At 63.9% G+C, this 12,941-nt stretch carries 5 protein-coding genes and 2 tRNA genes; 4 read left to right on the forward strand and 3 right to left on the reverse strand.

The genetic code is table 11. The features are described from left to right. From AC1HIY_RS01895 to AC1HIY_RS01905, 3 genes are all read right to left on the reverse strand, one after another. Positions 1 to 2,238, reverse strand: a complete 2,238-nt coding sequence (locus tag AC1HIY_RS01895) for an FG-GAP-like repeat-containing protein (protein ID WP_479575007.1) — start codon at positions 2,236 to 2,238, stop codon at positions 1 to 3. A gap of 568 nt (positions 2,239 to 2,806) precedes the next feature. Beyond that, positions 2,807 to 5,107: a T9SS type A sorting domain-containing protein gene (locus tag AC1HIY_RS01900; RefSeq protein WP_479575008.1), complete on the reverse strand. Its 2,301-nt coding sequence runs from the start codon at positions 5,105 to 5,107 to the stop codon at positions 2,807 to 2,809. A gap of 650 nt (positions 5,108 to 5,757) precedes the next feature. Continuing rightward, the gene (locus tag AC1HIY_RS01905; protein WP_479575009.1) at positions 5,758 to 8,331 is read right to left on the reverse strand and encodes a T9SS type A sorting domain-containing protein; all 2,574 of its coding nucleotides are present in this window, start codon (positions 8,329 to 8,331) and stop codon (positions 5,758 to 5,760) included. Between the two features lie 842 nt (positions 8,332 to 9,173). Here AC1HIY_RS01905 and AC1HIY_RS01910 point away from each other — a divergent pair. From AC1HIY_RS01910 to AC1HIY_RS01925, 4 genes are all read left to right on the forward strand, one after another. After that, positions 9,174 to 9,599: an inorganic diphosphatase gene (locus AC1HIY_RS01910; protein WP_479575010.1), complete on the forward strand. Its 426-nt coding sequence runs from the start codon at positions 9,174 to 9,176 to the stop codon at positions 9,597 to 9,599. Positions 9,600 to 9,733: 134 nt separating this feature from the next. Beyond that, positions 9,734 to 9,806 (forward strand) — tRNA-Lys (locus tag AC1HIY_RS01915). A 93-nt stretch (positions 9,807 to 9,899) separates the two neighbouring features. Continuing rightward, positions 9,900 to 9,983, forward strand: a tRNA-Leu gene (locus AC1HIY_RS01920). Between the two features lie 214 nt (positions 9,984 to 10,197). Further along, the gene (locus AC1HIY_RS01925; RefSeq protein ID WP_479575011.1) at positions 10,198 to 12,897 is read left to right on the forward strand and encodes a valine--tRNA ligase; all 2,700 of its coding nucleotides are present in this window, start codon (positions 10,198 to 10,200) and stop codon (positions 12,895 to 12,897) included. Positions 12,898 to 12,941 lie beyond the last annotated feature (44 nt).

A 12,941-nucleotide genomic window follows, 5' to 3' on the forward strand; every position in this document is an offset into this window, starting at 1 on the left:
CTATTTGACGAGCATCATCGGGCGCGTCTGCGCAAAGCCCGGCGCTTCCATCCGGTACACGTACATCCCGGACGGAACCGGTGCGCCGCTCGCGTCCCGACCGTCCCACGACGCCCGGTAGGCGCCCGCGGGCTTCACCCCCGAGACGAGCACGGCCACCTCGCGCCCGAGCACGTCGTACACCGCCAGACGAACCGGCCCGTCCACGCCCACCTCGTACGCGATCACCGTCTCCGGATTGAACGGGTTGGGATAGTTCTCCGCGAGACGAAATCGGCGCGGCGTCTCCGGCCCGGCATGCAGACGGCCCTCCCAGGGCCCGCCCCATGCCTCGCCGCCGGACGCAGCGGCGCCCTTGGCCGCCGCCTTCTCGAAGGCAAACGCATCGCTTTGCGAGGCGATCGGGAACGCGCCGGCCTGCGCTTTAAGCGTGTATGAGCCACCCGGTATGCTGCCGGGGACCGTCTGCGTCAGGGTCTTGCTCCACCGCCCGTTCACCGCCAGCGTCACCGGAACCGGGCCGCGCGTCACGTTCACCCCCGGCCCGCTGATCGTGATCCACACGTCGAGGACTTGCGTCGTCGCCGTATGGTTTTCGAGGGTGAGGGTATAGACGATGCTCCCTCCACCGGCGGCGATCTCGACGGGCCACACCGACGGCGTCGTCGTCACGCGCACGCCCTCTTCCACCACGCGCAGGCGCTGATCGGCGCTCACGCCCGTGAGGGTCTGCACGATGCCCGAAGGCCACCGGATCTCCAGCTCGTCCACCGTCGTGTTCGCGCCGAGGCCGAAATACGCCGCCAGGTCGTCGCCGCCGCCGAGGCTGCTTCCGCTCCGGGTCTCGCGGATCTGCTCGCGTCCGTCCGGCGTGCGGAGCGTCAGGCGCGCGCCGATGCCGTCCCGGTTGCCGGCCGTTCCTTCGAGTTCGACGATGAGCCAGTGGTTGCCCCCGTCGTAGTCATTGCGCCACAGCCGGGTGATCTCGCCGTAATTGACGACGAACAGATCCGGATCGCCGTCCTGATCGTAGTCGCCGAAGACGGGCGAGCGACCCGTCAGCGTGTCGGCCAGGCCGACGGCGTCGGAGAGGTCGGTGAACGTGCCGTCGCCGTTGTTCAGGTAAAAACGATCGGGCTGGGGCCGATATTCGTCCGTCGAGCCCGAGATCGTTCCGGCCACGAAGAAGAGGTCTTCCCATCCGTCGAGGTCGGCGTCAAGGAAGTTCGTGCCCCAGCTCACGAGGGTGTCGTCGCCGCCGGGCACCGTCGCCGCGTCGATGCCGGCGGCCAGCGTCTGATCCGTGAACACGCCGCCCTGGTTGGCGAGCAGGAGCGGCTGGCTGATGTTCGTATAGAAATAGTCGAGCCGGGCGTCGCCGTTATAATCGCCCACGGCCAGGCCCATGCCGTTGTGGCAGTGATCGGCTCCGACCTCGGCACTGACCTCCGTGAAGAGCCAGTTTTCCCCGTCGATGCCGCCGTCGTTTCGGAACAGCTTGGTGGGCCGCGTGGCAAGGCCGCCGAAGGGGCAGTCGTTGATGAGCAAGAGATCGAGGTCGCCGTCATCATCGAAGTCGGTCCATCCTCCGATGAAGGCGAAGCCGATGAGCTCTCCGATGCCGAGCAGCATGGAGACGTCGGTGAAGGAGCCGTCGCCGTTGTTGTGAAAGAGGCGATCCTGCCGGTCGAGCTGCAGCCCGTCGAGGTGGATGTGGTTGGCCACGAAGAGGTCGAGGAAGCCGTCGCCGTCGTAGTCGCCCCACGAGGCCGAGGCGCCGCGTGCGTTCAGGTGTGCGGCGTCCGGAAAAGCGGCATCGGTCACGTCGATGAAGGCGCCGCCGACGTTTTGCAGGAGCACGTCGGCGTCGGTGTTGGCGAGGTAGAGGTCGAGATCGCCGTCGTTGTCGTAATCGGCTGCGGCCGCCCCGGCGCCGTCGTGAGCGGCATCCTCTGCCCCGACGAGGGCGGCAACGTCCGTGAACCCGCCGCCGTCATTGCGAAAGAGGTGGTTGGCGCCGGTGCGCTGCGTCACGTACAGGTCGAGGTCGCCGTCGGCGTCGAAGTCGAACCAGACCGCGCCGGCGCCGATGCCGATGTCGTCGTGCTCGAGGCCGGTATGCAAGCGCTCGACCCCCGCGCTCGCCGCCACATCGGTGAACGTCGGCTGTGCCTGAACGGCCATCACCGTGAGGCCCCCCATCATGCCCAAAAGCCAGAGATGACGCTTCCCGAACATCGCAACCTCCTCGTCCTTTTCATCTATAGGGTTCGTCCATCGGATGGATGCCAGACCCCTGAGCCCCTGAGCCCCTGAAACGGCAAGGTCGAGATCTCCCGACCACCGAACCATCCATACGCTTTATCCCCGCCACACGCTTCGAAAACAAGTCCTCTCCAATTCCAATCGGAGATCCCTTTCCGAGCATTGTACGGAATAACCTACCGGCGTGGACTTCGTCTCCTGCCTGAACGGGAACGACCGGGCATGTGGATCTTGAAAAATAAGGATTGCCCGTAAGGCAAGGCCCCCGCTATATACCCTTTCACGACCTTGCAATCAAACAGGGTTGCTGATCCAATATACGCGCAGAAACAGTCTTTTCGCGGCTTCCGGCGACCGCAACCTCCTGCATCCGGGCGGCCGTCGCGTGTCTGATGGATCCGGCACAGCAAATATAAAGAGCCGTTGGAGAAGAATCCTTGCCGGAACGCTTCACAAATGTAAAAAGGGCCGGACGGCGCATTGCCGTCCGGCCCTTTCGGTCTGGTCGATCCGAAGATCGAGACGAGGTCTGTTCCCCGGCTTACTTGAGCAGCGTCAGCCGCTTCGTCGCCGTGAAGTCACCCGCCTGGATCACGTACAGGTAGATGCCCGCGCTCAGATCCGTCGCGTCGAACGTCACCTGATGACGTCCGGCGGCCTGGTAGCCCTGCACGAGCGTGGCCACTTCCTGACCGAGCACGTTGTAGACCTTCAACGTCACGTCGGCTCCTTCGGGGAGCGCGAAGGCGATCTGCGTAGTCGGGTTGAACGGGTTCGGGTAGTTCTGCTCCAGCATGAACTCATCCGGCACGCCGGCTTCCGTTCCACCCCTGGCGAAGACCTGCTCGAAGTTCGAGCCCCATTCGCTCACGATGGCGATCTCCCCGCCTTTCGCCGCCGACTTCTCCCACGTGAAGCTGTCGCTGGCGTCGGCGATGGGGAAGTTGCCCACATTGCCCGTCTGCGTGTACGTGCCTGCGGGTGCGCCGGCAGGAACGGTCTGCGTGAACGTTTTGCTGAGCGTGCCGCCGGCGGCGATGGTCTTCGTCACGGGACCGAGGGTGCGACTGATGCCGTTGCCCGTGATGGTGATCCAGATGTCGACCGTTTCCGAAACCGTTCCGGTGTTGTCGATCTGGAACGTATAGTCGAACGAGCCGCCGCCGGCGCCGATCACGATGGGCGGATTGACGGGGGTCATGGTGACCTGGAGGCCGCCGCCGCCGCCACCGGACATCACGTCGAACTCACATACGCGCGTATCCCAGTGGAAAGACTGCGTGCCGCCCGTGTTCGTGTTGAAATACTCCTGGGTATACCAGAACGTGTCGCTGCCCGGGTCGATGTTCAGGGCGCTGTAGTCACCGGCGCGCGCCGTGCCGGTCTGCACGTCGGTGCCGGCCACACAGACCTCTTCGGCGCCGTTCATGATGCCGGTGCCGCTCTGGTCGGCGGTCTGCCCGACGACGGCCACGGAGCCGAACTCGGTGTTGCTCGAACGCAGGAAGCCCAGCCCAATGTCGCCGGCGGCGTTCATGGCAATCGAACCGATCCAGCGATGCAGACCGTCGTTCGGGGCATAGGTGCCTTCCTGGTGCTCGGTCCACGTGGCGCCGCCGTCCGTGCTGCGCATCTCATACCACCGGATCCCGGCGCGCCCGCTGCCGGCATCGACCGTGTGGTTGGCCAGCATGCTCAGATGCGTGCCAAAGTCGCGAATCTGGAGCCGGTGCATCAGCCGGTCGGAGAGCGCTTCGAGATCCGAACCGGTGCCGGGCTGCGGGACGCACGCCTCTCGGGCCGCCGTGCACAGGTCACTGTCGAACGGGGTGATGGAAATACCGGCAATGCGCGAGGCTGTGGCCGCACCCGGGTTCGTCCAGTCCACATCGACCTCCCAGATATCGAACAGGTTCGCGCGGGACATGGCCGTGGCGAAGAGCGCCGGCACAAACCCCGCCGTGCCGTCGGGATCGTCGAGATCGCCGGCGACGAAGCCGAACTCCGAGGCGCCGAGGTTGAAGCCGACCATCGTGGCGGGCAGTCCCGCATACATCGCGTTCTTGTCGAGCGCGCCGATGAACGATCCCGAGAAGAAGAACGACGGCGGCGCAAACAGGTTGGCCATCAGCGTGACCGACTCCGTGGTGATTCCAAGTTTCGGATAGTCGTTGAAGCCGATGGACGTGAAGTCGAAGGCGTAGCGATGATACGTCCCGGTCGGGTCGCCCGTCGTTGAGACCGCCACACACTCGAAGAACTGCGTAAACCCTCCGTCGAAGGCGAACTGGCTGACGATCCATCGGTCGTTGGTTTCGTCATAAAGCACGACGGGGTCGCCCTGGTTGGTCGTCTCACAGAGGCCGCCGAAGCCCGCCCAGAAGTCGCTCGTAGCAAACGGCCCCTGAACGATCGCGCCGGTCTTGTCGAAGATCGTCGTGACGAGGTTGACCATCTGCACGTAGTGGTTCGGCCCCACGTCGCCGTCCGTATCCGGGGGCGCCACGCGGAAGCCTACCACCGAAGCGTTGTCGTTGTTGTCCGCGCCGGCGAAATCCGACAGCACCGAGGTCGCGCTCGTGCCCTGCGCGGTCTGCAGCGCGGCGTCCGGCCCCGTATAGACGTTCGCGACGGAGCGGCTGTCTCCGCGCGTCTTGTTCGGCACCTGGTAAATCTGATCACTGAAACGAGGGGCGCGCGCCGTCGCCATCGTGCGCAGAGGCGCGGAGGTGTCGTGCTGGACGGCGGGGATCACCCACTTCGTCTGCTGCGCCTGTACGGCATCCGTGGAAAAGATTCCTGCCAGCATCACGAGGGCCAGCATCGTATACATTCGGCTCATAAGAGTAACTTGGTATGAATGGATAAAGGGTTGACGATAATGGGAGACGCCGCGAGGAACCGCGACGTTATGACACGAGGCGAGACCGCCTGATATCCGGGCTAATAAAGGAACGAGGAACGCTTTTGCGAACCTCGAACACGTTTGTGGGAAATACCATCCTTTCACGCGACACACCGATTCCTCAACACATTCAAGAAAGGGCACGCCGACGCCCCGAGAAGCCGGAAGATCACAGAAGAAGCGCCGAAGCGAAACGTTTCGTCATCCACGCGCGCTCCTCCTCAATCACCGTGACATCCCCTGCGCGAAGGCGCATTTTCATGTGGCTGGAGATTCTTCTCGAAGACGCATTCCGAATCGGCCAATCATGCGCGTTGCAATCCTGAGATTGACCTTTACGGAAGGCCCTCCATTATATACGGCAAAAATGGAGCGATTCAGGTCAGGCGCTTCGACTAAAAATCATGGAGGCATCCGCAAGGAAGGGGTCCTCAGTGAACCCGAGGCGAGCGCTTTCGGCGCAAGACTCCTCGACGTCGTTTTCCGGGCTCGCTGACCCGGAACAGAGAAAGGGCCGGACGGCGCATTGCCATCCGGCCCTTTCGGTCTGGTCGATCCGAAGATCGAGACGAGGTCTGTTCCCCGGTTTACTTGAGCAGCGTCAGCCGCTTCGTCGCCGTGAAGTCACCCGCCTGGATCACGTACAGGTACACACCCGCGCTCAGATCCGTCGCGTCGAACATCACCTGATGACGTCCGGCGGCCTGGTAGCCCTGCACGAGCGTGGCCACTTCCTGACCGAGCACGTTGTAGACCTTCAACGTCACGTCGGCTCCTTCGGGGAGCGCGAAGGCGATCTGCGTGGTCGGGTTGAACGGGTTCGGGTAGTTCTGCTCCAGCGTGAACTCAACCGGCACGCCGGCTTCGCCCACGGCGGCCGCGAGTTTGCCCGTCTCGGCTTTGGCGGCTTTCATCGCCACGGCGCCCATGGCCGGCAACGGCGTTGCCACCGGTCCCGACAGGCCTGAGGCGTCGAACGTACCGCTCCACGTGCCCGAAGCCAGCGGCGCGCCGAAGCAATAGCTCGTCCAGTCGCCGCCGTAGGTGAGGTTGCCGGTTCTTTCACCATCGTAGGTGAACGAGTCCGAGAACGAGGTGCAACCGTCGGGCGCTTCGTTGACCGCCTCCAGCTGCGTGAACGTGCCGCCGCCACCGGCCGGATTGCGGCAGACCGCACCCGTCGAGGAGGTCACGGGGTAGATGTTCACGGCCGAACCGGTCAGTTCGACGTCCAGCGCGCCGTCGGTGTCACAGACGAGCGGGGGCTGGGTAACGCCGTCGGCGCCACCGGGACCCATCGCGCCGTCGATCTTTTCGCCGTTCCAGCACCATTCGAACGCGAAGCCATCGACCATCGTCACCTCGGTGAAGGCGTTGCAGTCCAAAAGCACTTCGCCGACCGTGATGGTGATCTGGTCGGTGCCGGTGTTGCCGTCGCTGTCCGTCGCCGAGGCCGTGATGGTATGCATACCGTCACTGAGCACGACGTCGAACATGCCGCCGCTGCCGATGGTCCCGTCGATGCTGGAGGTCCAGTCCAGGCTGGCCGTCAGGTCTCCATCTTCCGCATCGGTCGCCGTGCCCTCGAAGTGGATCAGGTCGCCCGTGGCGAAGACGGATCCGTCGGCCGGCATCGTGATGTCCACGACGGGCGTTCCGCCGCCGGCGCCTGCATCGAGCGTGAAGTTGGCGATGCGGGTGTGGAAGTCGAAGCTGCCCGTGGAGGCATAGTACTCCTGGGTGTACCAGAACGAATCATCGACCGGGTCGATGTTCATGGCGCTGTAGTCGCCCCAGCGGCTCGAGGAGGCCGTCTGCACGCCGGTGCCGGCATGGATCAGCGTCTCGGCCACGTTCATGATGCCGGTGCCGCTCTGATCCGCCGTCTGACCGGTGTAGTAGATCGAGGGCATCTGCTGGCTTGAGGACTCCGAGAAGCCCAGCGCGATGTTGCCCGCGCCGTCCATGGCGATGGAGCCCATCCAGCGGTTTTCGCCGTCAGCCGGCGCATAGGTGCCTTGCTGGTGCACGCCCCATCCGCCGCTGTCGCGCAGCTCGTACCAGCGGATGCCGGCGCGGTTGCTGCCCACGTCGACGGTGTGGTTGGCCAACAGCGTCGGCGAGCCGGTCACGTCGCGCCACTGCACCCGGTTCATCAGCGTGAACTCGAGCACGTCGAGCGTTTCTCCCGGCGAGGGCTGCGGGACGGAGAAGATCGTGTGGTCGAACGGGTCGACCGGAACCGTCGCGGCCAGCGACAGCGTGGCGCCGGCGCCGCCGTTGTCGAAGTCCGGATCGAGTTCGAAGATCTCCAGCACGTCTGCGCCGCCGGTCGTGCCGGGGGAGCCCATGAGCAGCGCGGGCGCGTCGGCCGGAGGCACGTCGTCGGCGTCGGCGGGCAGATAGCCGTCGTTGTTCGTCAGGTCGAAGCAGACCGACGTGGCCGTGGCAGCGCCGGCGAGCATGGCCTGACGATCCAGGGCGCACGCGTCGATGCCGGTGAACGAGAAGCCGCCGGCGAAGATGCGGGCCGTCATCACGTAGGAATCCGTGCCGCTGCCCGAGGTCGGCCAGATGCCGAACTTCGGATAGTCAGGCAGGTCGCTGCCAAAGTCCAACTCATACCGTGCATACGACCCCAGGGGATCGCTCGTCGTCGAGACGGCGAAGCACTGCGAGAAGGTCGAGGCGATGGCGAACTGGGTGATGAACCAGCGATCGGCGCTTTCGTCGTAAAGCACGATCGGGTCGCCGCTGTTGGTGGTCTCGCAGAGGCCGCCGAAGCCGATCCAGAAGTCACTGCCCGCAAACGGCCCCGTAAGCGAGGTGCCGTCTTTGGCAAAGATCTCGGCGACGAGGTTGATCCACTGGAAGTAGTTGTCCATACCAACGTCGCCGTTGGTGTCCGGCGGCACGATGGCGAAGCCGAGCAGCGCGGCGTTGTCCGCATCCTGCGCGCCTTCGAAGCTGACGTTGACGCCATTGGTGCCTTCCGTGCCGTAGAAGTCCTGCACGCCGCGCGTACGCTCCTGACGGCCGGCGCCGTTGCCCTTGTCGGACCGCATGAACTTGTTCGGGATGGCGTACGGCGCCACACCGCGCTGCATGTGATTGGTCTGGCCAATCATCGTACGCAGCGGAGCCGAGATGTCACCGCGCATTTGGACGACTCGTTGCGCCAGCGCAGTGGTGCTGAAAAACATGCCTGCCATACACAGACAAGCCAGCACAGTACTAAATCGTTTCATAGAAACCTCCCAGATGCTTGTTTTGAGTAAAGGGTTTTTTAAATGGGTGTAACAACGGTACGACGTCTTTCGACCCCTCGCGCCGCCGACCGATCACGTCCGCGACCTCATTCTGTGGCGAAAAAGCACGCGCGCCGGAACGCGCGACACGACGAGGTCTCCCAACTTCCAATCGCTCGATTAAGAAATCGGATGCCGTCATACATAAGCCATGAATCACTCCCTCAGGGATCCCCCCGGACCAGCGGATACCCCCACAGGGAATGCAACTGCGTATATAATATCAGCTGCCGGAGCAACCGGATATTTCTTGGATGATAGCAATCTATGGTATGATTTGACTCCGGACGCCCCGGGGACTACGGGCGCGGCGAGTTCAATGCAAGAGGGGAATCGGCGCATCGACGGCAACTCGCTCTTTCAGGTGGCAAATCATCTATCGCGAAGGCATCGGCGCACACGTAAAATCGAAGCATGAATCCTACCCGAGACGTGCACCTTACATCTTCCTATCATGCGTTCGCTCGGATCATTCTAGGCATTCCCCATGTCAAACGCAAGCGCTTTTTCCGGGGTGTGGCGCACTTTATTTTCCTTTGATCGCCGCTTCTAACACACGGTCTTAACAGTTCTTCTTCACGCCCCTTCGCGCCAGGCTCGGAACGCTTTATCAAGTAACGAGGAGGGACCTTATTTTCGCGAACCGCCCGCGATTTCTCCCCCACGACGCCGCCCCGTGAACCGCCTCCCTCCCCATGCACGTTTCGCCTTCCTTCCTCCGCCGAATCGCCGACCGCTTCGACTGGAACGGCTGGGAAGCTCTCATCGCCCGCAACGGCTATACCCTCGATCGGCCCTACGGCTCGGCGCATCCCCGCTTCCCCGACATCCGCTACCCCATCGACTACGGCTACATCCCCGACACCCTCGGCAGCGATGGGGAGGAGGTGGACCTCTTCGTCGGCTCGGCCCGCAACGGCCTCGTCGCCCTCATCCTCACGCACGACTATCGCCGGGGCGACCGCGAGTGCAAGTTGATCTATGATTGCACGCCCGAGGAGATCTACCTCGTCAACGGCTTCATCAACTATGACCGCTCGCTCATGGAGGGCCGGCTCGTCATGCGTCGGCCCATGCGCGAGCTCTGGCCGAAGAGGCCATGCCGGAGGCCCGAGGCCTGACGACGCCCCCCGAACCTGTTTTCCCCGCGTGCGTTCTCATAAATACTTCACCGGGCGGGCGGGCCGCCCACCTTGCGCCGGGCGCAGGCGGGCTGTAACTTTGGCGCTCTGTATTTTCGGGCCGCGCGCTCGACGATCCCGTAGCTCAGCTGGCAGAGCATCTGACTTTTAATCAGAGGGTCCCAGGTTCGAATCCTGGCGGGATCACGGAAGAGAAAGGGGCGATTTTAGATTTTGAATCAAGCGTTTCCTCCCGGGAAACAAATCCACGATTCACGTTCTACAATGGCTCCGAAACAAGCCCAGGTGGCGGAATAGGTAGACGCGCCGTCTTGAGGGGGCGGTGCCCGAAAGGGCGTGCTGGTTCGACTCCAGTCCTGGGCACATCAAAGCAACACCCGAGCCGTCAGGTCCCAATGACCTGGCGGCTCTTTTTTTGCGCCCTGCCGGAAGAATTGCGCGTCAATCCGGTCTGCGCGGCCGGGTCGCCGATGCGAGCGTGGAACCCCGTTTGCCGTGACCGGGTTTTCGGTTGTCTATAAGATTGTCCGGGCACGGTCGCCGCGTCCGGACGCATCCACGGACTTCGACCGACCCTATGTCTACCGATACGAGCACGCCCGCCGAAGCCGAAAAGCGCACCACGTACGACCCTCACGCCATCGAAGCGAAGTGGTACTCGTACTGGGAGGCGAACGGCTTCTTCCACGCCGAGGTCAACCCCGAGAAAGAGCCGCACGTGATCATGATGCCGCCGCCGAACGTGACCGGACGGCTGCACATGGGCCATGCGCTTCAGGACACGATCCAGGACGCGCTCACGCGCCTGCGCCGCATGCAGGGCTACGAGGCCCTCTGGATGCCGGGCAAGGACCACGCGGGCATCGCCACGCAGAACGTCGTCGAGCGGACGCTCAAGAAAGAGGAAGGCAAGACCCGGTACGACCTCGGACGCGAGCGCTTCATCGCGCGGGTGTGGGAATGGGTCGAGGAATACGGGGACATCATCCTCCGGCAAAAACGCCGCCTCGGCGACTCGTGCGACTGGCGCCGCGAGCGCTTCACGATGGACGAGGGCTACGCGCGCGCCGTCCAACACGTCTTCGTCAAACTCTACGAGGACGGCCTCATCTACCGCGGGCACTACCTCGTCAACTGGTGCCCGAAAGACCAGACCGCCCTCTCCGACGAAGAGGTGGACAACGTCGAGCGCGAGGGGCATCTGTGGTACGTCCGCTACCCCCTCGCCGACGGAAGCGGCTTCCTCACCATCGCCACCACGCGCCCCGAGACCATGCTCGGCGACACCGCCGTGGCCGTGCATCCCGAAGACGAGCGCTACCGCCGGCTCATCGGGAAGAAGGTCGTGCTGCCGCTGATCGGACGCGAGATCCCCGTCATCGCCGACGAATACGTCAAGAGGGACTTCGGCGCGGGGGCGCTCAAGATCACCCCGGCGCACGACAAGAACGACTTCGAGATCGGCCGGCGCCACGGCCTCGACGTCGTCAACATCATGAACCCGGACGCCACGATCAATGAAAACGGCGGGCCGTACGCGGGGATGGATCGCTTCGAAGCGCGCGAGAAGATCGTGGCCGACCTCGAAGCGGCGGGGCTGCTCGAAAAGGTCGAGCCGTACACGGTGTCCGTCCCGATCTCGCATCGTTCGAAGGCCGTCATCGAGCCCTTGCTTTCGCGGCAGTGGTTCGTCCGGATGAAGCCGCTGGCCGAGCCCGCCCTCGAAGCCGTCCGAAGCGGGAAGGTCACCTTTTACCCGAAGCGGTGGGAGAACGAATACTTCCGCTGGCTCGAAAACATCCGCGACTGGACGATCTCGCGGCAGCTCTGGTGGGGCCACCGCATCCCCGTCTGGTATTACCTCGACGAGCACGGCGAGATCGACGAGAGCCGCGACTTCGTGGTGTCGGTCGAGCAGCCGGAGCCGGGCATGATTCAGGACGAGGACGTGCTCGACACGTGGTTCTCCTCGTGGCTATGGCCCTTCGCCACGCTCGGATGGCCCGAAGACAGTGAAACCGTCCGCCGCGACCTCGCCTATTTCTACCCCGGACACGTGCTCGTCTCGGGCTACGACATCCTCTTCTTCTGGATCGCCCGCATGATCATGGCCGGCCTCTACTTCATGGGCGAGGTCCCGTACCGCGACGTCTTCATCACGGGGATGATCAAGGACAAATACGGCCGGTGGATGTCGAAGAGCCTCGGCAACGGCATCGACCCGCTCGAGATGATCGAGCAGTACGGCGCCGACGCGGTCCGTTTCTCGCTGACGATCCTGTGCGCGCAGGGGCAGGACATCAAGCTCGACCCCTCGAAGTTCGAGATGGGGCGCAATTTCGCAAACAAGATCTGGAACGCCTTTAACGTCTTCGGGCAGTTCATGGAGACCGACGCCGACGGCCGCCCCGCGAAGGACTACCGCCGCCGCCGCTCGTTCGACGAACTCGAGCTCGTCGAACGCTGGATGCTCACGCGCCTCAACCGGACCATTGCCGACCTCGAGGACGACCTCAACCGTTACCGGCTCAATGAGGCACTGACGAAGATTTATACGCTCTTCTGGGGCGATTATTGCGACTGGTACCTCGAGCTCATCAAACCGCCCGCCGGAGAGGCGATGGAAGAGGAAACGATCGCGCTGGCCGTCGAGCTCTACGAGAAGATGCTTCAGCTCCTCCATCCCTTCATGCCGTTCCTGACGGAGGAGCTGTGGTGGAAACTGCGGCCTCGCGCGGAGAAAGAGGCATGCATCGTCTCGGCCTGGCCCGTCTCGAACCCGGAGGAGACGGACGCCGCCGACGCCGAAGTCTTTGCCGTGATCCAGGAGATGGTCTCCGGCATTCGCAACGTGAAGAGCCGGTACGGCGTCGCGCCCGGCAAGGCGATTGCCGCCACGGTGAACGTCGCCGACGCCGACGCGCTCGAAGCCGCCCTCCGCGCGCATCCTCACTATTTTCTCCGGCTCGCCCGCGTCGCCGAACTGACGGTGGGCCACGGCTTCGACAAACCGAAGGCCAGCGCCTCGGTGGTGGTGGGCCGGCACGAGGTCTTCGTCCCGCTCGCCGGCATGATCGACCTCGACGTGGAACGCGCCCGCCTCGAGAAGGAGATCGCACAGAAGGAGCGGTTCCTCACGAGCGTCGAGCGCAAGCTCCAGAACGAGCAGTTCGTCACGAAAGCGCCCGCCGAGGTGGTCGAGAAGGAGCGGCGAAAGGCCGAAGACGCCCGGGCCGAACTCCAGCGGCTGCGCGCCAACCTGGCCGACCTCGCCTGAGCGGCGGCGGTTCCCCGGAGCAGACGCCGTCCCCGGGAAACGAC

It is taken from the genome of Rhodocaloribacter sp. (assembly GCF_056451265.1).